This is a genomic window from Eubacterium maltosivorans (assembly GCF_002441855.2).
GTDB lineage: Bacteria > Bacillota > Clostridia > Eubacteriales > Eubacteriaceae > Eubacterium > Eubacterium maltosivorans.
The window spans coordinates 3,501,551-3,526,689 of record NZ_CP029487.1 but is presented as its reverse complement, the minus strand read 5'-3'; the positions used below and the strand labels follow the sequence as shown (position 1 = coordinate 3,526,689).

Sequence of the window (25,139 nt, the reverse complement as noted above, 5' to 3'; positions counted from 1 at the left end):
TTTATTAAGAATTTATGAAGCGATAAAAAATGCAGAGAAGCGCTGCCTCTGCCAGACCTTATAAAAGAATGAACCCTCCAGTACTTCGGAGGGCTCATTCTTTTACGGGTTAGAAGGTCCTTATTCTTAAATCGGGCAGAAGGGAAATCTCCCTCCTGCCACCATTAAAGAAAGGAAGTGGTACCCGCTGTACCGGGTACACAATTTCAGTATAGCGCAACGCAGGTCAAAAAAACAGTGGCAGACGAGAAAGTCACGCTGAAAAATTGACACGCCTGCGGCCTCGATGAATTCCCACTCAGGCTTCGGCTCTCGGCAGAATTCTAGAACCATAGCGCATGCCGAAGACGCCCCGGTGCTCATCGGCAATCATCTGGATAAAGGTATCGCCGTACTCCCCTGCAATCATTCCATGACCGGGTTCGATCATGATAACAGGAGAAGTCTTCTCGCCGTTTTTCAGCAGCGCCTCTCCCGATTCATTCATCAAAAGCTCCACCCTTGTGCCTTCATCCGAGGCGTAAACGCCGCAGGCTGCCTTGAGGTCCTCTGCATCCCAGGGTTTGTTCTCATAATGATGGGCCTTTCTCTCAGCCTCGAAGCCCATACCCATGCTCAGGGCTGCCTCTGCCACCCCGCTGACTGGCACATCCTCTGTGTTGCACAGCACAATGACGCCCACGCCCCTTTCCAGACACCACAGCAGATGTGAGGAAACGCCGGGCAGGCTGCCTCCGTGCCCGGCTACCTGAAAGCCGTTCAGCTCCTTGATATCCAGTCCATAACCATAATCGGTCACATAGGAGTCCATCTGGTGTTTTGTGGTCATGGCCTCGATGGTCTCTGGCTTTGCAATGGCCGCTTTGTTAAGGCCTGTCCCGCCATTCAGGTACATGGCAATGTATTTTTTCAGGTCCTTTAATGTTGATTTCATAGCACCGCCGCCGTTTAACACAAAGGCATTGTCATGATAATCCCTGACCTTTGTCAGCTCTCCCGCAACCACCGCATAAAGCGTCGCGTGGTTTTCATCCTTCAGTGGACGCACAAAATCACAGAAGCTCCGCTCCATTCCCAGAGGCTTTAAAATATGCTCCAGCAGATAATCTGCGTAGGAGGCGCAGCCGCCGTGATGATAAATAATATCGGACAGCAGCCCGTAGCCATCATTGCAGTAACTGAAATATTCGCCTGGCCGGCCGATAAACTCGTTCTGGGCATCCAGCCTTCCCGCCACCTGGCGGCAGCCTTCCTGAGCCAGCTCTGCATTGTAGGCCAGGTCGCCCACAACAGCTTCATCCAGCCCCAGCTCTGCGGCCACAGTATCCACCACAATCCGTGACTGGGGAAAATACCCGCCGCTGTGGTACATCAGGTGCCTGATCAAGACCGGCTCTCCCTGATTCATTCCCTTAAATTCCGGAATATAGTCGCTCACCGGATCGTCGATGCTCAGAATACCATCCTCCTGCATTTTTAAAATGGCCAGGCAGGTAAAGGATTTAGTCAGGGACGCCAGCCCAAAAATGGTCTCATCGTCGATGGCCGCGCCGCTCTCCCGATCCCGTTTTCCAAAAAACTGTTCGTAGCTTGTCCCGCCCTGGGCGTCCAAAACGGCCACAGCCATGCCCACAGCCTGGTGATCCTCCATACATTTTTTCACATAGGCTTCAAATTTTTCTTGCTCTGTCATCTTTATTCGCTTCTCCTTTAAGGCTTTTGTCTTTCCATAGTATACAGCTTATCCATTAATAAATAAAGCCATAAATAAAAAAATCCCGTGGTGCCGAAAAACGGCGCCGCGGGATGTGTTTTCTTTTTAGAGACCCATGAAGATTGGTGCGAATACCAATGCAACGATAGTCATTAATTTGATTAAGATGTTGATGGATGGTCCGGAAGTATCCTTGAACGGGTCGCCTACGGTATCCCCAACAACTGCAGCTTTATGTGCTTCTGAGCCTTTTCCGCCATGCACACCGGATTCGATATACTTTTTAGCGTTATCCCAGGCACCACCAGCATTAGACATCATGATTGCCATGAGTACACCGGAAGCCAGCGCACCAGCCAGTAAACCACCCAGCGCTTCAGCGCCTAACAGGATACCCATTAAAAGAGGAGCAACGATGGCCAGAAGACCAGGAGCGATCATCTTCTTCAGTGCAGCGGCGGTTGAGATATCAACACATTTTGCATAGTCCGGTTTGCTGGTACCAGCCATAATGCCGGAGTCTTCTTTGAACTGACGACGAACTTCTTCGATCATGTCGTTAGCGGCATCGCCGACAGCTTCCATGGTTAAAGCTGAGAATAAGAACGGCAGCATTGCGCCGAGCAATAAACCGATGATAACCATTGGGTCCAGTAAGCTGATCTGGCTTAAGCCAACGGTTTCGGCATAGGAAGCGAACAGACCGAGAGCGGTCAACGCTGCAGAGCCAATGGCAAAGCCTTTACCGATGGCAGCAGTGGTGTTACCAACAGCATCCAGCTGGTCTGTAATATTACGGACATCTTCAGGAAGTTCAGACATTTCCGCAATCCCGCCCGCGTTATCAGCGATTGGGCCATAAGCGTCGACGGCGATGGTCATACCACAGGTGGATAACATACCAACAGCTGCTAAGGCGATACCAAACAGACCGGCAGCCCAGTAAGCCAGGAAAATAGCAATCGCGATGGCGATCAATGGCAGGGCTGTAGACTTCATACCAACAGCCAGACCGGAAATAACAGTGGTTGCAGAACCAGTTTCAGACTGCTGGGCAATATGCTGTACTGGTTTGTATTTTTCAGAGGTATAGTATTCAGTCAGCTGGCCGATGGCAATACCAACAATTAAACCAGAGATAATGGCAATGAATGGATAGAAGCTGCCTAACATATAGGTAGACAGGAAATAGGAAGCAATAATAACCAGAATACCGGATACATAAGTACCCATATTTAAAGATTTCTGCGGGCTTCCGCCTTCTTTACCGCGTACGAAGAAAGTACCGATGATTGAAGCGACGATACCGATAGCGGCCAATAATAATGGGAATAAAATACCGACAACGCTCTGAGTTACAACAACACCCAGGGTCATTGCAGAGATTAAAGAACCAACATAAGATTCGAATAAGTCAGAACCCATACCGGCAACGTCACCAACGTTGTCACCAACGTTATCGGCGATAACTGCGGGGTTTCTCGGGTCATCTTCAGGGATACCGGCTTCTACCTTACCAACAAGGTCAGCCCCAACGTCAGCAGCTTTTGTATAGATACCACCACCGACACGGCCAAATAAAGCCATAGAGGAAGCACCCAGGCCAAAACCTGTTACAATAGCTGTATCCTGGAAAATAATGTAAAGTACGCTGACACCAATCAGGCCTAAGCCTACAACACACATACCCATAACGGCACCGCCTGAAAAAGCTGTGCTCAGGGCTTTGTTCATGCCTTCTTCCTTAGCGGCATTCGCAGTTCTTACATTTGCTTTGGTAGCAACGTTCATGCCGAAGAAACCAGCCAGAACTGAGAAAAGTGCACCGATTAAGAAGCAAACAGCCGTCTGCCATCCGAGGCCAGGTGTCACACACAAGATAATAAATAAAATAACAATAAAGACAGCCATCATTTTGTACTCTCTGGTCAGGAAAGCCATGGCGCCTTCATGAATGTAAGAAGCAATTTCCTTCATACGGTCTGTGCCTTCAGCGACTTTATTGACACGGGCAGTATAGAAAACTGCAACTAACAATGCGATTACCCCAATAATAGGAGCGATCCATAATTCCATTTTGCAAATTCCCCCTTCGTGAAATTTTCAGATTTTTCGATTAAGCTAAAAGTGAATAAATGAAAGCAGATAACATAAATACAATAGCGGAACCAATCGTGATCTTTTCAAGAATGGCTTCAAGACCTCTGGCTTTCTTACGGCCGAATAAAGTTTCAGCGCCGCCTTCGATCGCGCCACCCATACCTGCAACCTTTGCCGGTGACAGCAGAATGCTGATAATCAGTGCAAAACTTGCAATCACTAAAAGAACGATTAAGAATGTTTTCATTGTATCACCTCCGTTTTAATCGTACGATAAATCTTATCATAACCTTAAGAATTTTTCAATATTAAAATACGCCCCGAAACTAATTTTCGGGGCTTTTTTTGCATGTAATCGATTTTTAACCGCAATTTTTTCCTATTTCTTAATAAGTGATGTCCCGGTCATTTCCGCGGGAACGTCCATGTCCAGCAGGTCCAAAATCGTCGGCGAGATGTCGGCCAGACGTCCATCGTCTCTCAGCTCAACTTCACCAGCGCCGGCGATCACACATTCTACCGGATTGGTGGTGTGGGCGGTCCACGGCTTCTTGGTGTCATAGTCAATCATCTTTTCAGCATTGCCGTGGTCAGCGGTCAAAATAACATTACCGCCTTTAGATAAAATGGCGTCGATCACCTTTTTAGAGCATTCATCCACAGCCATAACGGCTTTTTCAGCCGCTTCCATCACACCGGTGTGTCCAACCATATCGGTGTTGGCGTAGTTGAGGATAATGACTTTATATTTATCCGAATCAATGGCTTCCAGAACCTTTTCGGTTACCTCGTAAGCGCTCATTTCCGGCTGCAGGTCATAGGTTGCTACCTTTGGAGAAGGCACCAGGATACGGTCCTCGCCTTCATACTGTTTTTCCAGGCCGCCATTAAAGAAATAGGTGACATGGGCGTATTTTTCTGTTTCGGCAATACGCAGCTGCGGCACGCCGCTGGCGCTCAGGTATTCACCCAGGGTATTGGTGACGGTTTCCGGCTTAAAGGCAATCTCAACTCCTTCAAAGCTGGCGTCGTACTGGGTCATGGTAATATAGTGTACTGGAATATAGCCCCGCTCACGGTTAAATTCAGCAAAATCCGGCTCGATAAAGGTACGGGACAGCTCACGGGCGCGGTCCGGGCGGAAGTTGAAGAAAATAATGGTATCATTGGCCTGGACACGCTTGTCCACTTCTGGCTTAATGACAGTTGGAACCACAAATTCGTCATTAACATCTTCTTTGTAGCTCAGCTCCATGGCTTCTACAGCAGAAGCCGCGGCATTGCCCTTGCCCAGAGCAATGGCATCGTAAGCTTTTTCAACACGTTCCCATCGGTTGTCGCGGTCCATGGCATAGTAACGGCCTTCAACTGTTGCGATTTCACCCACGCCGATCTCAGCCATCTTTGCTTCCAGTTCTTTAATAAAACCAAGGCCGCTGGTCGGAGCAGTATCACGGCCATCCATGAAACAGTGGACATAGACTTTCTCAACGCCTTCCTTTTTGGCCAGTTCCAGCAGACCATACAGGTGTTTCAAGTGGCTGTGGACGCCGCCGTCCGACACCAGGCCCATCACATGCAGGGCTGTGCCGTTTTCCTTAACATTTCTAATACCGTCCATAAAAACCGGATTTTCAAAGAAATCTCCGTCCTCAATGGATTTGGTAATACGGGTTAGCTCCTGGTAGACCACGCGGCCTGCTCCCAGATTCAGGTGGCCGACCTCAGAGTTCCCCATCTGTCCTTCAGGCAATCCAACTCCTAAACCACTGGCAACAATATGGGTATGTGGGTATTTTTCATAAAAAGCGTCCAGGTTTGGAGACGGTGCTTCAAGCACAGCGTTGCCCTCCGCAATGGGGGTGTAGCCGTATCCATCCAGGATAATTAGCGCGGTTAAATTTCCTCTCATAAATATCAATCCTTTCTTTGCATCTCAACTCAAAGCAATAACGGGAGCTCGGAGCTATTGTATTTCTCCTCGTCTCCCGTTATCAAATACAAATTCTAACACAGCCGTTCGGTCTCTATGGACGGCTCCTGTTAAAATTTAACGATCTTGGCAAAATCAGCGGTCAGGCTGGCGCCGCCAACCAGAGCGCCATCAATGTTTGGCATTGCCATCAGCTCTGCCACATTGGCCGGCTTCACGCTTCCACCGTACTGTACACGCACAGCTTCGGCGGCGTCTTTGCCATACATTTCTTCAATAGTCTTGCGCACCCAGCCGCAGGCTTCGTCTGCTTCTTCCTTGGACGCAGTTTTGCCGGTTCCGATGGCCCAGATAGGTTCATAGGCAATGACGACCTGAGCAATATCATCGATATTTTTACAGCCTTCCTTGATCTGACCAACTACCTTGGCTTCAGCTTTTCCGCCTTCACGTTCTTCCAGGGTTTCGCCGCAGCAGACGATGGGCGTTAAGCCCAGTTCCAGAGCCTTGATGGCTTTTTTATTAACGGCTTCATCTGTTTCGTTGTAATATTCGCGGCGTTCGGAGTGGCCGATCACCACGTATTTTACACCGATGGCTGTCAGCATTTCGCCAGCGACTTCGCCGGTAAACGCGCCGCTTGTTTCATAGTGCATGTTCTGTGCGCCGATACCAATATTGGTGCCTTCGGTCAGTTTAACGGCTTCCACCAGATCCACATAAGGCGGGCAGAAAACAACTTCTGCCTCTGCGCCTTCTACTAAGGGCTTTAACTCGTTGATTAAAGCGGCCGCCTCGTTGATATCCTTATTCATTTTCCAGTTGCCGGCAATGATTGGTCTTCTTGACATAATGGTACTCTCCTCTATAAATATTTATAATTTATTTTTTATTATTTATTTTCTAAAACGTCGATACCTGGTAATACTTTGCCTTCCATAAATTCTAAGGAAGCACCGCCGCCTGTGGAGATATGGCTCATGCCGTCCTCAAAGCCCAGCTGCTTAACAGCCGCCGCAGAGTCACCGCCGCCGATGATGGTCACCGCATCGGATTCTGCCATCGCTTTGGCAACCGCAACCGTTCCTTTGGCAAATTCAGGGAATTCAAAGACGCCCATTGGTCCGTTCCAGATAACTGTCTTGGCATCCTTAATGGTGTCGGCAAATAATTTCTGAGTTTCAACTCCGATATCCAGCCCCATCTGGTCTGCCGGGATCGCGTCAATTTTTACATTGGTTGCAGGCGCGTCAGCCTTGAATTCGGGCGCTACGACAACGTCAACGGGCAATAACAGCTTAACGCCTTTTGCTTCAGCTTTAGCCAGTAAATCCTTTGCCAGATCGATTTTGTCTTCTTCTAACAGGGAAGTACCAATTTCGTAACCCTGTGCTTTTAGGAAGGTATAAGCCATACCACCGCCGACAATCAGAGAATCAACCTTTTCCAGTAGGTTGTTGATGACGCCGATTTTATCGGATACTTTTGCACCACCCAGGATTGCGACAAACGGTCTTTTAGGATCTTCCAAAGCGCCGCCGATGAAATCAAGCTCTTTCTGGATCAGGAAGCCGGAAACTGCCGGGAGATAATCTGCAACACCTGCTGTGGAGGCATGGGCACGGTGGCTGGAGCCAAAGGCGTCTTCAACAAAGACATCTGCCAGACTTGCCAGTTCTTTGGCAAAAGAAGGATCATTTTTCTTTTCTTCCGGTCTGAAACGTGTGTTCTGTAACAAAAGAATCTGGCCTGGTTTAAGCGCTGTAGCCGCATCCTTTGTCACCTGTCCAACCACTTCGCCGTCATCGTTAAAGACCACTTCAGTTCCCAGCACTTCGGACAATCTTTTTGCAACTGGCAGTAAAGAAAACTTCGGGTCAGGTTCATTTTTAGGACGTCCAAGGTGAGACATTAAGATGAGTGAAGCACCCTGGTCTAAAATATACTTGATGGTCGGCAGCGCTGCCTGGATTCTGGTATCGTCGGTAATAACGCCGTCTTCATTAAGCGGAACATTAAAGTCCGCACGCATCAATACCTTTTTGCCTTTTAAATCGATATCTTTTACTGTTTTTTTCATAAGTTTCCTCAACCTCGTTTTCAAATTTTCATTAAAAAAGGGGGTCGCGCGACCCCCCGTTTTAAAATCTACCGGTAGGGGCAGATTTAGTACTTGTTATTATGTAGTTTAATGTTGTAAATTTTTTCAGATTTGGTTCAAATGCAAGGCGGCTTTTTCAGAAAGACAAGGCGCGTATTGCGCATACGCAACGCAGTCTTGATGGAAAAACAACGCAGCTTTTGAGCCAAAGATGGAAAATTTATGCAAGTTCAGAGAAGTATTTGATGGTTCTTACCATCTGGCTTGTGTAAGAGTTTTCATTGTCATACCAGGAAACAACTTTTACTAAGGTTTCGTTGTTGCCCATGTCCATAACAGTAGTCTGAGTGGCATCGAATAAAGAGCCATAGGTAATACCGATGATATCAGAGGATACTAATTCTTCTTCAGTGTAACCAAAGGACTGGTCAGCTGCTTTTTTCATTGCTTCGTTAACCTGGTCAGCTGTTACAGTGCCTTCAACAACAGCTACTAACTGTGTTAATGAACCTGTCGGAACTGGAACACGCTGTGCGCCACCGTCTAAAACACCCTTTAATTCTGGGATAACCAGGCCGATTGCTTTAGCAGCACCGGTAGAGTTTGGAACGATGTTTACAGCTGCAGCACGAGCTCTTCTTAAATCGCCTTTTCTCTGAGGTCCATCTAAGGTCATCTGATCGCCGGTGTAAGCATGAACAGTGGTCATGTAGCCTTTTCTGATCTTCGCTAATTTATTTAAGGTATCCGCCATTGGAGCTAAGCAGTTTGTTGTACAAGATGCAGCAGAGATAACCTTGTCATCTTTGGTTAATGTTTCTTCATTAACACCGTAAACAATGGTTGGAAGATCGTTGCCTGCCGGAGCAGAGATAACAACTTTCTTAGCACCTGCATTGACATGAGCCATTGCTTTGTCTTTAGAAGCAAAGAAACCTGTACATTCCAGAACAACGTCTACGTCTAATTCACCCCATGGTAATTTTGCAGGATCTGCTTCTGCATAGATTTTGATTTCTTTACCATCAACAACGATAGAATCTTCCTTAGCTTCTACCTTATCAGCTAAAGCATAGGTACCCTGGGCTGAGTCATATTTTAATAAATGAGCTAACATTCTTGGGCTTGTTAAGTCGTTAATCGCTACTACTTCATAACCTTCAGCACCAAACATCTGTCTGAATGCCAGACGACCAATTCTACCAAAACCATTAATTGCAACTTTTACAGACATTTTATCTGCCTCCTTAAAAATATAATACTTATTTATTTAACTTACGGATGATCTCTTTAGCAGCGCTTTCATCCGTTATTAACACCATATTCGGCTTAACGCGGCTGACCCCTATAATGGCGTCGGCTTTGCTTTCGCCGCCCGATATCGCAATCACATGCTGGATACGGTTATAGTTTTCAATGCTGATCCCGATGGTACTGGACGGGGAAACCACGTTTCCGTCAATATCGAAATAATGTCCGAAAGCCTCTCCCACAGCGCCCTTGTCAAGCAGAGCCTGCTTTTCGCTTTCTTTCATATTCCGCCAGTCCGCCAGAACATCTGCCCGGCCGATACCAAAGACAAAAATGTCGATGTCATCCATTTTATTAAATACCCGTTTAATCTCCGGGTAATCCTTCAGGGCTTCCAAAAGGCGGTTATCGATGTTATCGGGTAAATGCAGCAGTTCATAGTTCGCATGGAGCTTAAGCCCCATTTCAGCGACGACGTTGTTGGCCTGAGTCGAGTGACTCTTGCCAATCCCGCCCCTTGCCGGAATCACATAGACGTCCGGGTAAAAGGCTTCCTTCATCTGCTCCGCGATGGCTGCTGTGCTGGCGCCGCCAGTCAGTGCCAGGATATCCTTGTACTTCATGATGGACAGCACATAGCGGGCGCCGGAACGCCCCATGAATTTCAGGACCTGATAGTTCATATCCATATCGCCCGGGGAAACAATGGCTTTTTTCAGATGCAGCTTTTCCTCCAGCTCACGCTCAAGCTGTTCGAGACCATTATAGGTATACAGCATGCGTTTAAGCTGAATGATGATCTTGCGGCCAAGCTCTGTCAGGACAACGCCCTGGCGTTCTACCTGAACGAGTTTCTGGGCCTGGAGAAAATCAATCTCATTTCGCACCTGGCGCTCACTCATATCGAGGACAAAAGCAAGATTTCGTCTTCCGATGGGCTCTTCGCTTTTGATTGTTGACAGAATGTTGTAGCGCATCTCAATCAGTGAGCCGATTTCCGGCACAACTAAACGCTGCAGGTCAACTAACTCTTTGCTGATTTTTATGTTTTCGCTTGACAACTTTTCACTTCCATTCCGTCTCAGATCTTGTCTGTTCATTTTTGTTCCCGCTGGGACAAATTTATTATATACCAATTCTGAAGATATTTCAAGTTAAAAAAAAATTAAAATGAAAGCCTTGAAAAATCCTTAATTCAGCCCATAAAACATTCTTTTTTAACATTGTTAAATGATAAACATAAAAAAACCGGCTGTATCCTCTACAACCGGTCTGTGATGTCTTATCGAAACTGCTTGCGCTTCGATGATGGAAGTATGTTAAGTGCTTCCCGGTATTTGGCGATGGTCCTGCGGGCCACATCAACCCCCTGCTCTTTGAGCATTTCAACAATTTTCTGGTCGCTCAGCGGCTTGCGCTTGTCCTCGGCATCCACAAAGGCCTGTATTTTCTGTTTGATGGCCTCTGATGATACATCGTCCGCCCCCTGGGAAAAGCCCCTCTTAAAAAAGAACTTCAGAGAGAAGGTTCCCTTTGGCGTCTGGACGTATTTTCCACGAATGGCGCGGCTGACCGTAGATTCGTGAACCTCGATCATATCTGCAATGGCCTTGAGCGTCAACGGTTTGAGGTCCTCTACCCCTTCCCTGAAAAAATTTTCCTGGTAATGGGCAATGGCCTCGATCACCTTGCGGATCGTATCCCGGCGCTGCTCAATGCTCTTGATGAGAAAAGCTGCTGAATCCAGCTTCTTCTCAATATATTTCTTGGTATCCTCATTTTCATTCCGCGTCTTCAGCATTCCCTGATAGAAGGAGTTGATCTGAAGCCGCGGTGCTGAAATATCATTGATCTGAACCACCAGCTCGTTGTCGATCCACTCAATGCTGCCATCCGGAATAATATACTTCACACCGTCAAAATTGGTAAACTGACGTCCCGGCTTGGGTTCCAGCGTCTTTATAAGTTCCTTAAACACTGCCAGCTCGGAGGTGGAAATGCCCGTTTCCTGACTGACCCGTTTGAATTGGTTTTCGGCCAGGTCGGTCAGATAATTGTTGACAAGATTTTCATAGACTTCATCGTCATAGCCCTCCTGCCGCAGCTGTATCAGGAGACATTCTTTAATATCCCTGGCTCCGACCCCAGCGGGATCAAATTGTTGTATAATTCCGATGAGCTTTTCGACCACATCCTGCGTTACACCCAGGATATCGCAGATATAGTCCATATCAATGAGCAAATAGCCATTGTCATCGATACAGTCAATCAGGTATTCCCCGATCAGGTTCTCTGTTTCTGTCAAATCTTCTGAGAGCACGTGGAACTGGAGCAGCAGGTACTCGTTAAGTGTGGTCTCATAATAGGAAAACTTCTCGAAATTAAACTCATCATCAGGATCGTAGCTGGATGACGGCGTATTCCTGAATTCTGTGGACTGCATATTCTGGAAATAATCATCCCACTCAATCTGATCCTTGCTTTCCTCTTTCTTGGCTGCCTCGTCTTTGACGACCTCCATGGATTCCATGGGGCTGTCGTTAAATTCCAGCATGGGGTTTTCCAGAAGCTCCTTATCAATAAGGTTGTTTAGCTCCATGGAAGTCAGCTGCAATATTTCGATCGCCTGCTTCATTTCGGTTGTCATTACGAGTTTTTGTGTCTGTTTTAAATTTAAATCAACCTTAATATTCATTCTTCATCCCCTCTTCTCCTTCAAAGTATATCATCTCAGGTGAAAAAGTGCAATCGTTCTTAGAGCACCTGGGCGGCCCGTCCCGAAACACAGCAAAGGCAGGCTATAAAAAAACAGACCCGCAAAAAATCACAGATCTGTAAGTCATAGACAAAGTGGTGCCGAAGGCGGGGGTCGAACCCGCACGGTATTGCTACCACTGGATTTTGAGTTATTCAAGCCATTCGGAACCTAATGGCCTGAACCGGAACAAAACGGTCTTTTCCGTCACTTTCCAAAACATCAAAAACCCGAAAAAGCCTTATAAAATCAGCATTTTCGACGCAAAGCACCAAAAGTACAAGCAATTCGTCCCCTCCTCGATTATCGGCAACCAGATACCCAATTTGAGGCGCTGGAGGGATGTTGGAGGGATGTAAGCAGGATATACCTCCTGCAAACTCGTACAGGGGACATACACACTAATAGGAATTGTAACAGCTTCATCCGTTGTTGACAATACATAAATTGGAGCTGATACAATGAAAACCCGAAAATACTATGAGCAACTTTTTAACAAGTATCCCGATGTGGTGACGCTATCGCAGTTCAGAAATATGCTGGGTGGTATCGGTGACGGGACTGCAAGAAAGCTCATGCGCGAGAATCGCGTTAAGCACTATTACATCCGTTCTACCTATCTAATTCCCAAAGCCTGGGTCATTGACTATGTTCTCAGCGACCACTATGCGGAATACAAAGATCAACTGAAAGCGCAGGTTTAGACTGTGCTTGGCTAATGTAGGCGTTCAGAAATGAGCGCCTATTTTTTTATCCAATTTTGAGGAGGTGACGCAAAACATGAACACGCAAATTATCGCCATCGCCAACCAGAAAGGCGGCGTTGGCAAGACAACCACCTGCGCGAACCTGGGGATCGGGCTGGCCCAGGCCGGAAAGAAAGTGCTGCTGATCGACGGAGACCCGCAAGGCAGCCTGACCATCAGCTTGGGCCACCCCCAGCCGGACAAGCTGCCCTTTACACTGTCCGACGCTATGGGCCGTATTCTGATGGACGAGCCGCTGCGCCCTGGCGAGGGTATCTTGCACCACCCGGAGGGGGTTGACCTGATGCCCGCCGACATCCAGCTCTCCGGTATGGAGGTCTCCCTGGTGAATGCCATGAGCCGTGAGACCATCCTGCGGCAGTATCTGGACACGCTCAAGGGACAGTATTCCCATATCCTGATTGACTGCCAGCCATCCCTGGGTATGCTCACGGTCAACGCCCTGGCCGCCGCCAACAGGGTCATAATCCCCGTTCAGGCGGAGTATCTGCCCGCCAAGGGCCTGGAACAGCTGCTCCAGACCGTAAATAAGGTGAAGCGGCAAATCAACCCCAAGCTCCAGATCGACGGCATACTGCTGACGATGGTGGACAACCGCACCAACTTTGCCAAGGAAATCGCTGCCCTGCTGCGGGAGACCTATGGCAGCAAAATCAAGGTGTTCGGCACCGAGATTCCCCATTCTGTCCGGGCAAAGGAGATCAGCGCCGAGGGCAAAAGCATTTTTGCCCATGACCCTAATGGCAAGGTGGCCGAGGGCTACAAGAATCTGACCAAGGAGGTGATAAAACTTGAAAAGCAGCGCGAAAAAAGTAGAACTGGCTCCATACGATGACTTGTTTTCCACCGAAGAAAGCCGCCAGGATGCCAAGCTGGAGAAGATACGGGAAATCCCGCTGTCTGAACTGCATCCTTTCAAGAACCACCCCTTCAAAGTCAAGGATGACGAGGCCATGATGGAGACCGCCGACAGTGTGCGGCAGTACGGTGTGCTGGTTCCGGCGATTGCCCGCCCGGACCCGGAGGGCGGCTATGAGCTGGTAGCCGGACACAGGCGGCACCGGGCCAGTGAGCTTGCCGAGAAAGAGACCATGCCGGTTATTGTGCGAGACCTGGACGATGATGCCGCCACCATCATTATGGTGGACAGCAACTTGCAACGGGAAAGCCTGCTCCCCAGTGAAAGAGCATTTGCATACCGCATGAAGCTGGAGGCCATCAAACATCAGGGGGAACGCTCTGACTTAACTTCTCGCCAAGTTGGCGAGAAGTCGCAGACTTCTATTCAGCTTGTTGCAAGCCAAGCCGGTGAAAGCCAGAGGCAGGTGCAACGCTATATCCGCCTGACGGAGCTTATCCCCGAACTGCTGGATATGGTAGATGAAAAGAAAATTGCCCTCAACCCGGCTTATGAGCTGTCTTTCCTCAAAAAAGAGGAACAGCGGGACTTGCTGGACGCGATGGACAGCGAACAGGCTACCCCCTCTCTCTCCCAGGCCCAGCGGCTCAAGAAATACAGCCAGGAGGGACATCTGACCCTCGATATGATGCGTGTCATCATGGGTGAGGAAAAGAAAAGTGATCTCGACAAAGTGACTTTCACCTCCGACACCCTGCGGAAATATTTCCCCAAAAGCTATACGCCCCAGCGGATGCAGGAAACTATCATCAAGTTGCTGGAGGCATGGCAGAAAAAGCGCCAGAGAGACCAGGAACGATGAAAGGAGCCGCCTATGAGGGATATTTCAGCCCGTGAGCTGAAAGGACACAACATTCTCGCCGTGGAGCGTTTCCAGGACAGCACCCGCTGGATGATTGAGTTTTCCGTCCTGCGTCCCTGCTCCTACGGTAGTCCCGGCGATGAAATGCGGCTGTTTCTCACGGAGGACGGGTATCAGGCCGCCCTCGTAAGCCAGAAGCGCCGGGAAATCAAAATCAAGCGGTATGCCCGTGTGATCGAGGGCCATGTCCTCGACTTCAAGCCGGACAAGCGCCGCCGCCACCCGTAAACCCATCATCACTACGAAAGGAAAGGAATGAATATGTGTACTGTCCAGAGCATCAAGGATGCTATCCGGGAAAACTGCCAATCCCAATATGACATGGAATCCACCGACATTGACCGGGTTTTGCAGACCCTCCCGTTTTCTCAGGAACCGGGACCATTTTCTAAGCCGAAATCGCAAAGGCCGCTGTATTGGTTCCACGCAAGAAAATATGAAAAAGTGTAACTGCCACAATTCTTTTTACAGGATTGTGGCTTTTTTCATGCCCTGAGAACAGAAAGGAGTGAAGTCAATGGCGGTCTTTCGGATTGAAAGAACCCGCGACTATACGGTAATGAGCAATCATCACCTGCGGAACCATGAATTGTCGCTGAAGGCCAAGGGGCTGCTTTCCATGATGCTGTCCCTGCCGGATGACTGGAACTATACCACCCGTGGCCTTGCGAAAATCTGCAAGGAGGGCGTGGACGCCATCGGTAATGCGCTGCGGGAGCTGGAAACCGCCGGTTACATCGTGCGCCACCAGCTGCGGGACCGGCAGGGCCGGATCAGCGACACCGAGTATGTTATTTATGAACAGCCCCAGCCCCGGCAGGCGGAAACGCCTGGGCCGGATACGGATGTACCAGATACGGCTTCACCAGATACGGAAAACCCGTATCTGGATAAACCGGATACGGAAAAGCCCGCAGAATTAAATATAGAGAAATCAAATACCCAAAAATCAATTACTCATGGATCAAGTACCGATTCCATTCCCTTCCGGGAAACAGCGGCGGCAAGACCGCCGGAACGGAAAGGAAGGGATGCGATGTCTGTCTCAGAGATGGAAAGTTATCGGGATTTGATTCTGGAGAACATCGAGTATGACCACCTGTGCCGGGAGTTTACCACCTATCGGGAGGACCTGGACGAGATTGTGGAGCTGATGGTGGAGACCGTCTGCGCCAAGCGGAAAACCACCCGGATCGCTGGCAGCGACTTCCCCCATGAGGTGGTCCGCTCCCGTTTTTTGAAGCTGGACAGTTCCCACATCGAGTTTGTCATGGAGTGCCTGCGGAACAATACCACCGAAATCCGCAACATGAAACAGTATCTGCTTGCGGTGCTGTTCAATGCGCCCACCACTATCAGTAACCACTACACCGCACAAGTTAACCACGATATGTACGCAGGCGGCTGGTAAACAGCCGCTTTTCTGCTGCCCGAAAACACCGGGAGAAAGGATTTTGCCATGAAACGCCCCCTTGCTTACATTACAGCTCCCTGGAGCAACAGCCAGTATGAGAACGCCGAGAACGCTGCGGCCTACTGCCGTCAGGTGTACGACGCCGGGTATTCGCCCATCTGCCCGGTGCTGTTCCTGCCTACCTTCCTCAAGGACGAGATTCCCCAGGAACACAAGGACGGGCTGGATATGGCGCGGGACTACCTGCGCCGGTCCCATGTGCTGGTGGTCTGCGGCCACGGTATCGACGAGACCGTGAAGAATGACATTGCCACCGCCGAGCGCCTGCGGATCACCGCCACCACCCTGGACGGTATCCTGACCGTGAAGGGCCAGGGACGCGGGAAAGGAGGCGCACGCCATGCCTGAGCGTAAGACCGTGGGCCAGCTGATGGAGGAAATGCGCCTCAAAGCCGGGGCGCAGAACTACCACGGCCATGAGTACATGGATTTGGAGCGGTTTGCCGAGGACACCCGGCACATGATTATCTTCGATGTGCTGACCGACGATTCCCCGGTGGGCTGGAAAGGTGAACGGACCCGCCTATTTCTGACGGAGGCTGGATACCAGAAAAGCCTGGAGAACCAGGAAAAGGGCCATATCAAGATTCTCAGCCATGCCAAAGTGCGCCAGGGCCATCTGTACTATGACCGCTCCGACCAGCTGCGCTGAAAGGAGCCTGCCATGCTGAAATACCTGCTGCGGCGGCTGGTGGTCCCGCCTTAGTATCAAGCGCCACCCCTGCAAAATCCGTGGAAAGGAGGCGATGACCTATGCAGGAGGAAGTGGAAAATAGGACTTTGACGCTGGTAGTCAGCGGAACAAAGTTTACCGGGCGGTTGTTGAAAGCCGCCATCACCAAGTACCTTGCCCACCGCAAGGAAAAGAAGCTGCAAAAGCAGAAAAGCCGGGATACCCCCGTGATTCCCCACGGCAAGCAGACGGTGAAGCAGCTGATCGGCCAGAATCAGGGCGTTTCCAATATCGAGATCACCGACCCCTCCATCAAGGAGTTTGAAAAGATCGCCCGGAAGTACGGCGTGGACTATGCGGTAAAGAAGGACCGCAGCAGCTCTCCGCCCAAGTACCTGATTTTCTTCAAGGGCCGGGACGCGGATGCCCTGACCGCTGCTTTTACCGAGTACACCGGGAAAAAGGTCAGGAAGGCGGAGAAATCCGAGCGCCCGTCCGTGCTGGCAAAGCTGAGCCAGTTCAAAGAACTGGTAAAACACGCCGTCGTGGACCGGAACAAGCGGAAGGAGCTGGAACGATGAAAAAGCAGCTGAACATCAAAAAGCTCATTTTGCTGAACCTGCCGTATATCCTGATGGGGCTTTTCTCCACCAACTTCGGTGAAGCGTGGCGGATGGCCGTGGGTGCGGACGCTTCGGCAAAAATGCTCTCGTTCTTCTCCACGCTGCCGGTGGCGCTGGCCAGCTGGTGGCCCAGCCTGCACCCGCTGGACCTGCTGGTGGGCCTGTGCTGCGGCGGCGGCCTGCGGCTGGCTGTGTACCTGAAAAGCAAGAACGCCAAGAAGTACAGGCACGGCATGGAATACGGTTCTGCCCGGTGGAGTGCATAATCTTAAGTGTAAAGAACTCTACATGGACGCACAGGAGGATATGCACATGAATGATTACAACAAAATCACAGCCCTTTACTCCCGCCTTTCCGTAGGCGACGAGGACAGGGACGGCGGCGAAAGCAACTCCATACAGAACCAGAAGAAGTTTTTGGAAAGCTACGCCAGACAGCTAAAATTGACGAATATCCGGCACTACATTGACGACGATGAAAGCGGCAGATTTTTCGACCGCTCCGCCTACTCCCGCATGATAGAGGACGTAGAAAACGGTAAAATCGGCGTGTGTATTATGAAAGACATGACCCGCTGGGGGCGCGACTATCTCCAAGTCGGCAACGCTATGGAGATATTCAGACGGAACAATGTGCGCTTTATCGCGGTCAACAACGGGATAGACAGCGAGAAGCCCGACACATTGGAGTTTGCGCCCTTTATCAACATCATGTCGGAGTGGTACGCAAAGGACATCAGCAAGAAAGTAAAGACCGGCATTAAGACGAAGGGCATGAGTGGAAAGCCGATTGCCACCGAAGCTCTCTATGGCTATGTCAAATCCCCGGACAACAAGGATTTTTGGATAATCGACGAGGAAGCCGCCGGAGTTGTCCGTTTGATTTTTCGCCTGTTTCTGGACGGGAAAAACCGCAACCAAATCGCCGTATATCTGACGCAGGCGCAAATCCCAACGCCCACATTCTACATGAAAGAGCGCGGGCGGGGAACGTGCAAAAACAGGGCGCTCAATGAGGATAACCGTTACAAGTGGAACAAAGCCACTTTGACCCATATCCTTACACGGCAGGAGTATTGCGGCGATGTAGTCAACTTCAAGACTACAAAGCATTTCCGGGACAAGCGGAACCACTATGTAGACCGGAGCCAATGGCAGATAACCGAAAATGTGCATGAGCCGATTATTGACCGCGCCGACTTTGAAACCGCACAGCGGATTTTGGAAAACGCGCCCGTCAGACGCCCCAACGGGGACGGGGAAATCCACCCTTTGTCGGGCTTGCTTTTCTGTAAGGATTGCGGCGCAAAAATGCACATCCGCATAGATTACAGAAACGGCGGCAAGCGGCACGTTGCCTATTGCAGCGAGTACCACAAGGGAAAAGCCAAAAACCCCAAATGCCATTCCCCGCACATCATTGACGCGGATTTGCTCATGCAGACCGTCGCGGAAGTGCTGAAGAAAATCGAGGACTATTCTATCAGCAACCGGGCGGAGTTTGAAGCCTTAGTGAAAAAGAACCTTGCCATGCAGCAGACCGACCAGACCAAAAAGCAGCAGAAGCGTATCCCACAAATCACGACGCGCCTTGAACAGATCGACAAGGTGCTGAACAAGCTCTATGAGGACAACGCCCTCGGCACTATCCCGCAAGACCGCTACGAGCAAATGTCGCAGAAGTATTCAGAAGAATACTACGCATTGAAAACGGAGCTTTCCATACTCCAAGAGCAGCTATCCGCTTATGAGAACGCGGGAGGACGGGCGCAGAAGTTTTTGAAGCTGACGGAACGCCATGCCGCCTTTACTGACCTCACCCCCGCCATTCTCAACGAGTTTATCAGCAGGATTGAAGTGCATGAGCGCGACCAGAAAAGGGCGAGATACGCAATCCAGCACATCAGCATATATTTCAACTATATCGGCAGATTTGAGAACGAAGTAACGCAGCTTGCAGAGCCGACAGAGCAGGAAATCCGGCAAATGCGGGAAGAAATCGAAGAAGCCAAAAAGGAAAAGAGCCGCGCCTACCACCGGAAGTATTCAAGGGAGTACCGGGCGCGAAACCTTGAAAAGCAGCGGGAGTATGAGCGTATCAAGGCGCGGGAATACCGGGCAAGGAGAAAGGCGCAGACCGCCGCCGCACAGCCCGCACAGTAAAACAGAATAACCGACAACCAAGAGGGATTTTCCGGCTACGGGAAGTCCCTCTTTTGTGCCCGGAGAAAGGAGCTGCCTATGGCAGAACAGACCCCCGACAGTATCATCACGACGCAGAGAAACGGGCAGACTATTGTTGCGGAGTTATTTTTCAATCACAGCAGCACAGAAACATTCCGCGACAAGCTGCTCAAGACGATACTTGCCGACAGTTCGTGTTTATCTGCGTCTGACGGTCAAGAGCCGGAAAAATCGGAAATCTTGCGATAACAGCCGCCCCGACGAACCATTCCACGTCCGGGCGGTTTTTATCGTCAAAAACGCCGTTTTCTCCAAGTCAAGAGCCGGAGAAAACACCCGAAAAATGCCCCTATTGCGTAACAGGGGCACAGAAAGGAGTTTGCATGAGAACAGGGCTTACCAAGCAGGAAAAGACCACCGATATTTGGTTTGACGAGAAAGACCCCCTTATCCATATCCGCACCCACAACACCGCCTTGAAAAAGCGTCTGCTTGCATACAGCCGCCGTTATCCGGCGATCTGCCAGCAGACTGACGCAGACCCGGAAACGGGCTGCATGGAGTTTGACATTGAGAAAGGCCGCTTCTCTTTCCGTCTGACCGCCCCATACAGCGAGGAACGGCGGGAAGCGGCGCGGCGGTATGCCAGAGAGAGCAACGTCGCCGACAGGCTGAAATAGAGTTGAAATGTTCATAGTTTTGTGCTATACTTTTTCTAAAAGCAGAGTAATACTGCGGAATTGATTGGAGGACAACACAATGGTTACATTTATGAGATTAAGATAAAACCGCGAGTTATGTTGCGGTTATCCGTATTGCATAACTCGCTTATTGAAGCAGAGATGTAATTACGGAGGAAAAACAAATGAATAATAATTTATCACGCTTTGCAGACAGCAAGGTTTATTTTCAATGCCCAATTTGCACAAAATCAATGGATATACAAGGCAATAGCCTAATTTGTAGACATGGACATTGCTTTGATATTTCAAGATATGGGTATGTAAATTTGTTGTTAAAATCATCGCCCAAAACCAACTACAGCAAGCGGTCTTTTGACAACCGGCACCAAATTTTGGAGTATGGCATGTATGATGTTGTGTTGGAGAAAATCATACAGTTTATTTCTGATACGCCATCTATAAGAAACATTTTAGATGTTGGTTGCGGCGAGGGTTTCTATGCAAGGCAGATACAGCAAAGAACAGAACGAAACATCTTTGCCTTTGACTTGTCAAGGGAGGCAATACAGATTGCATCAAAAAAAGACAAGCGCAAAGCAGTGAAGTGGTTTGTTACTGACTTATCAAAAATCCCTTTGAAAGACGGAAGTATGGATTGTATTTTAGACATATTTTCGCCTGCACACTACAAAGAATTTCAGCGATTGCTATCTCCTAACGGATATGTTGTGAAAGTAATTCCTACGAAAAATCATTTGAGGGAAATCAGGACTAAAGTGCAAGCACACTTGAAAAATCCAGATTATTCAAATGAGTCTGTCGTTGAATATTTTGAGAAATATCTTAAAACCATTTCAAGAGAAACGGTTTCAGCCACCGTACAGTTGTCATCAGAACAAAGAATGTCGTTTATTGAAATGACGCCGCTTCTCTTTTGCGTTGAAAAAGATTGCGTTGATTGGCGTACTCTCACACATTTGACAATCGAAGCTGATGTTTTAATAGGAATGTATTAAAGGGCGTATTGATATTTAATATTCCCATTTATTGAGCAGAACGGAGTAAACCAAACACCCTAATCAAAAGGACAGCCGAGGAAATCGACTGTCCTTTTTCTATGCCGACAGGTAGAAAGACCTGCTAATAAAAGTCAAGTAGAAATTTCAGATTTTTAGTGAAGCAAAAAAGGCAACACAAAATCAAGCCGCTGAGCGTTTCAAAATTAAAACGGCGGCCAGCCAGATGGTATAACGCTGGGAAATCAGTTGTGTTCCAGAGAATCCAAGTAGGCTTTCACAGAAGCATAGTAAATGCGCAGGAACTTGTTGGCGGAGGCCATCATGTAGACACGGTAGGGCTTGCCCTCAGAACGTTTCTTGTTCATGAACTGGTAGACCGGCTCATCCATTGGAGCGCATTGCAGGAGAACGCCCATCACCAGAAAAAGCGTTCTGCGCAGCGAGGCAGATCCCCGCTTGGAAATGCTGCGGCTACGAATATCCATTTGGCCGGATTGGTAAGGAGGGGCGTCAATGCCTGCAAAGGCCACCAGCGATTTCTTGGAATGAAAACGGCGCACATCGCCAATTTCAGCCATGAGTTGGGGGCCGAGCGCGGGGCCAACACCAAACATCTCCATCACCACAGGATACTCCGGCAGAGAGGCCGCCAGAGACTGCATCTCCTGCTTAAGAGCAGCTAACGCGGCGGAAGTTGCCCGGAGTTGGGAAATGGCCTGTTCTACCAAAAGTTTTGCGGTATCCGTTTTGGGCATGACACCGAAGTGTCCACAGGCGGAAGCGTAAATGTCCAGCGCCTTATCTTCGCTGAAATTGTAGCCGTGCTTTTTGCACCATTTCTGGTACTTGGCGGTAAAGGCCTTCTCAGACAGGCCGCAGACGCACTCGCAGTGCCAAAAAGCAGCTACAAAGTCCACCCATTTCTCGCTGCCATCGGCGCGGGGCGGACTGGTAAACAGGCGGTTTGCGTCCGGGAAAGCGGTATCCAGGAGGGAAATCAGGTTGTTCTTCAGCATGGTCCGCACTTTGGAATACTGCTGGTACTGCCGGTAGCAAGACTTCAGCATGAGCCGGGTATCCTCCTCCGGGACATATCTCGGCAGCGTGAGCCAGTGGTCAAGGCCGTAGTTGGCCAGCTTCACGGCATCCTTCTTGTCAGTCTTGGCCCGTCTTAAACTGTTGTTCCCATAGTCATGCACCAGCATTGCATTGACTACGGAGACATAAAGCCCCGCGTCGTGGAGCAGCCAGGCCACCGGCGCGTGGTAATTGCCCGTGGACTCCATCACCACACGGGTCTCACCGTCCAGACTTTTGAGCAGCCTTGCCAGCTTACTCAGTTCGCTGTCGGTGTGAAGTACCTCAAAGGGTGAGACTACCACCTCTCCGAAGGGCCGCATGACGGCGATCATGCTTTTTCCTTTGGAAATATCGATGCCAACGCAGTTCATCCACATTCCTCCAATACAACGAATCTGCAACCGGAATCCATCTTTTCTCGCTGCCGATTCAATCTATTGGGTGACACGAACTCTCCGGCATCCGGTGGCTCAACCTGCTCAAATCGAACGCTGCAACAAGAGGATGGCTGACAGTCTTTCTAACGGACATAGAAGCCCAAGGAGTGAATGGTCAGCCAGTTGCTCCTCTTATTGTAGCTTAGGCACGAGATGGAAGGGAAACCGGACTGGCTGCCCGGCTTCCCTGTCCAAATTTATTGTAATAGGAGTGACCACCCATGACGAAACCGAGAGAAAAAAAACGCGAGGAATTGCAAGCCGAGATTGAGGACGGGAAGAAGAAAATCCGGCAGCTTGAAAATCGGGAAAAGGTGTTGCGGCAAAAGTTATCCCAAGAGGAACGCCGGACGCGCAGCCACCGGCTGGTCGTCCGAGGCGCAGTCTTTGAGAGCATTGTGCCGGAAGCCAAGACCATGACCGATGAGGAAGCCGCCGCCTTTCTCCGGCTTGCCCTGACGAGCGAGGAAGCGCGGGCTTATCTGAAAAAACGCACCGAGGGCGGGAAAAGCGAATAATCCCTTTGGAACAAAGGGCGCACTTATACACCCTTGCGGGCGTGTGCGCTCTGCCGAGGGCGTATCTCCGCACAGGGAACTTTCCCCGCGCTCCGATATGGCGGCTTTGCCGCAACAAGGGGCTGCACCCCTTGCGCCGCTTACGCGGCTATCCCTGCACACCCACAAAAACAGTACACCCGCCGTTGGCGTCTGTACCATTTTTGCGGGTTTGGTTATCCTATCCGGGAGGTGATACCCATAGCCATTTACCATTGTAACATCGGCATTGTGAGCCGAGGAAAAGGCAAGTCAGCCGTTGCCGCAGCCGCCTATCGAAGCGGCGAGAAAATCACAAACGAGTGGGACGGAATGACCCATGACTACACCCGCAAGCGCGGCGTTGTCCATACGGAAATCCTACTGCCGCCCCATGCCCCGCCCTCTTTCTCTGACCGTTCAACCTTGTGGAACAGCGTGGAGCTTTACGAGAAAGCCGGGAACGCCCAGCTTGCCAGAGAGATTGACGCAGCACTCCCCATAGAATTATCCAGAGAGGAACAGATCCGGCTTGTCCGTGAATACTGTTCCTCTCAATTTGTTTCAAGAGGAATGTGCGTTGATTTTGCCATTCACGACACCGACAGCGGCAACCCCCATTGTCATATCATGCTTACTATGCGCCCCCTTGACGAGCGCGGCGCATGGGCGGCGAAGTCCAAAAAGGAATATGACATTGACGAGAACGGCGAGCGCATACGCTTACCAAGCGGCAGATACAAGACACACAAAGTTGACCTCACAGGCTGGAACGACAAGGGCAACGCGCTTTTATGGCGCAAGGCATGGGCGGATATTTCAAATGCCTACCTTGAACGCGCCGGACGCCCGGAGCGTATCGACCACCGCAGTAACGCCGAGCGCGGCATTGACGAGCTGCCTACCGTCCACATGGGCGTAGCGGCTTGTCAAATGGAGAAGAAAGGCATAGCCACCGAGAAAGGCGAGCTGAACCGGAATATCCAAAAGGCAAACCGCCTTATCCGGGAAATCCGGGCGCAGATTGGAAAGCTCAAAGAATGGATTGGCGAACTGTTCAAGGCGCGGGAAAACGCCCCGGAGCAGCCCCCGCAATCCCCCGGCCTTGCAAATCTGCTGATGAAGTATTTAAGCGTTCAGAGAGAAAAGAGCCGGAAGTATTCGCAAAGTTGGCAAAGGCAGCACGCCGCCGATGAACTGAAAACCGTTGCAAAGGCAGTAGGCTATCTTTCCGAGCATGGCATTTCCACCCTTGCGGAGCTGGACGCTACCCTTTCCTCTGTCAGCGACCAAGCCGACGCTATCCGGGCGGGCATGAAAACCGCCGAGAAGCGCATGAAAGAATTACAAAAGCTGATTGAATACGGGAAGAACTACACCGAGTACAAGCCCATTCACGACGAGCTGAAAAAGCTGAAAAATGGCTGGACGAGCAAGCGCGACAAGTACGAGGAAGCCCACCGCGCCGAGCTTACGCTATGGAACGCAGCGAGCCGCTATCTCCATGCAAATCTGCCGAAAGGGACAAAGAGCTTGCCTATCGCTGAATGGGAAAAAGAGTACGCCACCCTCAGCGGGCAGAGAACAGCGGAATATACCAAGCTGAAAGAAACCCGCGCCGAGGTTGCCGAGCTGCACAATATCCGCAAGTGCGTTGATATTGCGCTGAAAGCCGACCAGCCGGAGCAGACACAGAGCCGCACCAAGCGGCAGGAACAAGAGCGATAAAGAAAAGGGCGGGCACGCTGCTTTGCCTGTCCGTCCTATGTGTTACTCAATAAATGGCAATTTAATAGCGCAAAACAAAATAAATCACATATACCCAACTAAGCAAGCCATGAAAAATTGCCCACCAAACAGATTTCCATGTTGTATAACTTATTACCATAGCTAAAGCACTACCAAATGTTATTCCTGTTTTTACAGTTTTTTCCACTATTGTCGTTTTATTTTCTTCCATCGTCTTTTGCCTCCAATATTCCGATTTGTTGACTTTATTCTACTCCAAAACTATGAACAATTCAACCA

Annotated in this window: 25 protein-coding genes and 1 pseudogene; 15 read left to right on the top strand and 11 right to left on the bottom strand. The window is 49.8% G+C overall.

The genetic code is table 11. From position 1 onward, the window contains the following. Window positions 1-298: 298 nt before the first annotated feature. From CPZ25_RS16315 to rpoN, 9 genes are all read right to left on the bottom strand, one after another. Window positions 299-1,693: a serine hydrolase domain-containing protein gene (locus CPZ25_RS16315; RefSeq protein ID WP_096920173.1), complete on the bottom strand. Its 1,395-nt coding sequence runs from the start codon at window positions 1,691-1,693 to the stop codon at window positions 299-301. A 126-nt stretch (window positions 1,694-1,819) separates the two neighbouring features. Beyond that, window positions 1,820-3,790: a sodium-translocating pyrophosphatase gene (locus CPZ25_RS16310; RefSeq protein ID WP_058695827.1), complete on the bottom strand. Its 1,971-nt coding sequence runs from the start codon at window positions 3,788-3,790 to the stop codon at window positions 1,820-1,822. A gap of 40 nt (window positions 3,791-3,830) precedes the next feature. Further along, window positions 3,831-4,061 (bottom strand): preprotein translocase subunit SecG, encoded by a 231-nt coding sequence (gene secG, locus CPZ25_RS16305; RefSeq protein ID WP_013379001.1) that lies wholly within the window; start codon window positions 4,059-4,061, stop codon window positions 3,831-3,833. A 132-nt stretch (window positions 4,062-4,193) separates the two neighbouring features. Next, window positions 4,194-5,726 (bottom strand): 2,3-bisphosphoglycerate-independent phosphoglycerate mutase, encoded by a 1,533-nt coding sequence (gene gpmI / locus CPZ25_RS16300; protein ID WP_096920174.1) that lies wholly within the window; start codon window positions 5,724-5,726, stop codon window positions 4,194-4,196. A gap of 131 nt (window positions 5,727-5,857) precedes the next feature. Then, on the bottom strand, window positions 5,858-6,598 hold the full coding sequence (tpiA, locus tag CPZ25_RS16295; RefSeq protein WP_058695829.1) for a triose-phosphate isomerase: 741 nt from the start codon (window positions 6,596-6,598) through the stop codon (window positions 5,858-5,860). Window positions 6,599-6,639: 41 nt separating this feature from the next. Then, window positions 6,640-7,827: a phosphoglycerate kinase gene (locus CPZ25_RS16290; protein ID WP_096920175.1), complete on the bottom strand. Its 1,188-nt coding sequence runs from the start codon at window positions 7,825-7,827 to the stop codon at window positions 6,640-6,642. Window positions 7,828-8,068: 241 nt separating this feature from the next. Continuing rightward, window positions 8,069-9,082: a type I glyceraldehyde-3-phosphate dehydrogenase gene (gene gap, locus CPZ25_RS16285; RefSeq protein ID WP_058695831.1), complete on the bottom strand. Its 1,014-nt coding sequence runs from the start codon at window positions 9,080-9,082 to the stop codon at window positions 8,069-8,071. A 28-nt stretch (window positions 9,083-9,110) separates the two neighbouring features. Next, the gene (locus tag CPZ25_RS16280; RefSeq protein ID WP_058695832.1) at window positions 9,111-10,199 is read right to left on the bottom strand and encodes a sugar-binding transcriptional regulator; all 1,089 of its coding nucleotides are present in this window, start codon (window positions 10,197-10,199) and stop codon (window positions 9,111-9,113) included. 182 nt (window positions 10,200-10,381) lie between these two features. After that, complete coding sequence (rpoN, locus tag CPZ25_RS16275; protein WP_096920176.1) at window positions 10,382-11,794, bottom strand: RNA polymerase factor sigma-54; 1,413 nt, start codon at window positions 11,792-11,794, stop codon at window positions 10,382-10,384. Window positions 11,795-12,315: 521 nt separating this feature from the next. Here rpoN and CPZ25_RS16270 point away from each other — a divergent pair. From CPZ25_RS16270 to CPZ25_RS16205, 13 genes and pseudogenes are all read left to right on the top strand, one after another. Then, the gene (locus CPZ25_RS16270; protein ID WP_006571759.1) at window positions 12,316-12,558 is read left to right on the top strand and encodes a hypothetical protein; all 243 of its coding nucleotides are present in this window, start codon (window positions 12,316-12,318) and stop codon (window positions 12,556-12,558) included. A 76-nt stretch (window positions 12,559-12,634) separates the two neighbouring features. After that, window positions 12,635-13,456, top strand: coding sequence for a ParA family protein (locus CPZ25_RS16265; protein WP_096920177.1), 822 nt, complete (start codon window positions 12,635-12,637; stop codon window positions 13,454-13,456). After that, complete coding sequence (locus CPZ25_RS16260; protein ID WP_096920178.1) at window positions 13,413-14,342, top strand: ParB/RepB/Spo0J family partition protein; 930 nt, start codon at window positions 13,413-13,415, stop codon at window positions 14,340-14,342. The genes CPZ25_RS16265 and CPZ25_RS16260 overlap by 44 nt, the downstream gene beginning before the upstream one ends. Window positions 14,343-14,354: 12 nt before the next feature. Continuing rightward, the gene (locus CPZ25_RS16255) at window positions 14,355-14,630 is read left to right on the top strand and encodes a DUF5720 family protein (protein ID WP_002596213.1); all 276 of its coding nucleotides are present in this window, start codon (window positions 14,355-14,357) and stop codon (window positions 14,628-14,630) included. A gap of 289 nt (window positions 14,631-14,919) precedes the next feature. Further along, on the top strand, window positions 14,920-15,813 hold the full coding sequence (locus tag CPZ25_RS16245) for a DUF6017 domain-containing protein (RefSeq protein ID WP_096920179.1): 894 nt from the start codon (window positions 14,920-14,922) through the stop codon (window positions 15,811-15,813). Window positions 15,814-15,861: 48 nt separating this feature from the next. Next, entirely contained in the window at window positions 15,862-16,224 is a 363-nt protein-coding gene (locus CPZ25_RS16240; protein WP_015537377.1) for a DUF7768 domain-containing protein, read from the top strand. Next, on the top strand, window positions 16,217-16,528 hold the full coding sequence (locus tag CPZ25_RS16235; protein WP_002592130.1) for a DUF5720 family protein: 312 nt from the start codon (window positions 16,217-16,219) through the stop codon (window positions 16,526-16,528). The genes CPZ25_RS16240 and CPZ25_RS16235 overlap by 8 nt, the downstream gene beginning before the upstream one ends. Before the next feature lie 101 nt (window positions 16,529-16,629). Next, complete coding sequence (locus CPZ25_RS16230) at window positions 16,630-17,130, top strand: PcfB family protein (protein WP_096920180.1); 501 nt, start codon at window positions 16,630-16,632, stop codon at window positions 17,128-17,130. Continuing rightward, window positions 17,127-17,429: pseudogene (locus CPZ25_RS16225) on the top strand (VirD4-like conjugal transfer protein, CD1115 family); the annotation flags it as partial. The gene CPZ25_RS16230 and the pseudogene CPZ25_RS16225, both read left to right, overlap by 4 nt. Window positions 17,430-17,460: 31 nt before the next feature. Then, window positions 17,461-19,335, top strand: coding sequence for a recombinase family protein (locus CPZ25_RS16220; RefSeq protein ID WP_038286029.1), 1,875 nt, complete (start codon window positions 17,461-17,463; stop codon window positions 19,333-19,335). A gap of 78 nt (window positions 19,336-19,413) precedes the next feature. Continuing rightward, window positions 19,414-19,605 carry a transposon-encoded TnpW family protein gene (locus tag CPZ25_RS16215; protein ID WP_002592869.1) on the top strand — a complete coding sequence of 64 codons (192 nt, stop codon included), beginning with the start codon at window positions 19,414-19,416 and terminating at the stop codon, window positions 19,603-19,605. Between the two features lie 134 nt (window positions 19,606-19,739). Continuing rightward, entirely contained in the window at window positions 19,740-20,036 is a 297-nt protein-coding gene (locus CPZ25_RS16210) for a hypothetical protein (RefSeq protein WP_002592868.1), read from the top strand. Between the two features lie 185 nt (window positions 20,037-20,221). Next, on the top strand, window positions 20,222-21,055 hold the full coding sequence (locus CPZ25_RS16205) for a methyltransferase domain-containing protein (RefSeq protein ID WP_002584969.1): 834 nt from the start codon (window positions 20,222-20,224) through the stop codon (window positions 21,053-21,055). Between the two features lie 245 nt (window positions 21,056-21,300). Here the strand turns inward: CPZ25_RS16205 and CPZ25_RS16200 are convergent, their stop codons facing one another. Then, window positions 21,301-22,509 (bottom strand): IS110 family RNA-guided transposase, encoded by a 1,209-nt coding sequence (locus tag CPZ25_RS16200; protein ID WP_096920182.1) that lies wholly within the window; start codon window positions 22,507-22,509, stop codon window positions 21,301-21,303. Between the two features lie 287 nt (window positions 22,510-22,796). Here CPZ25_RS16200 and CPZ25_RS16195 point away from each other — a divergent pair, with 287 nt between their 5' ends. Next, on the top strand, window positions 22,797-23,093 hold the full coding sequence (locus tag CPZ25_RS16195) for a DUF3847 domain-containing protein (protein WP_002592867.1): 297 nt from the start codon (window positions 22,797-22,799) through the stop codon (window positions 23,091-23,093). A gap of 231 nt (window positions 23,094-23,324) precedes the next feature. After that, a complete protein-coding gene (gene mobQ, locus CPZ25_RS16190; protein WP_096920183.1) occupies window positions 23,325-24,839 on the top strand; it encodes a MobQ family relaxase in 1,515 nt (504 codons plus the stop codon). Window positions 24,840-24,900: 61 nt separating this feature from the next. Here the strand turns inward: mobQ and CPZ25_RS20560 are convergent, their stop codons facing one another. Then, a complete protein-coding gene (locus CPZ25_RS20560) occupies window positions 24,901-25,071 on the bottom strand; it encodes a hypothetical protein (protein ID WP_167495256.1) in 171 nt (56 codons plus the stop codon). Between the last annotated feature and the right edge of the window lie 68 nt (window positions 25,072-25,139).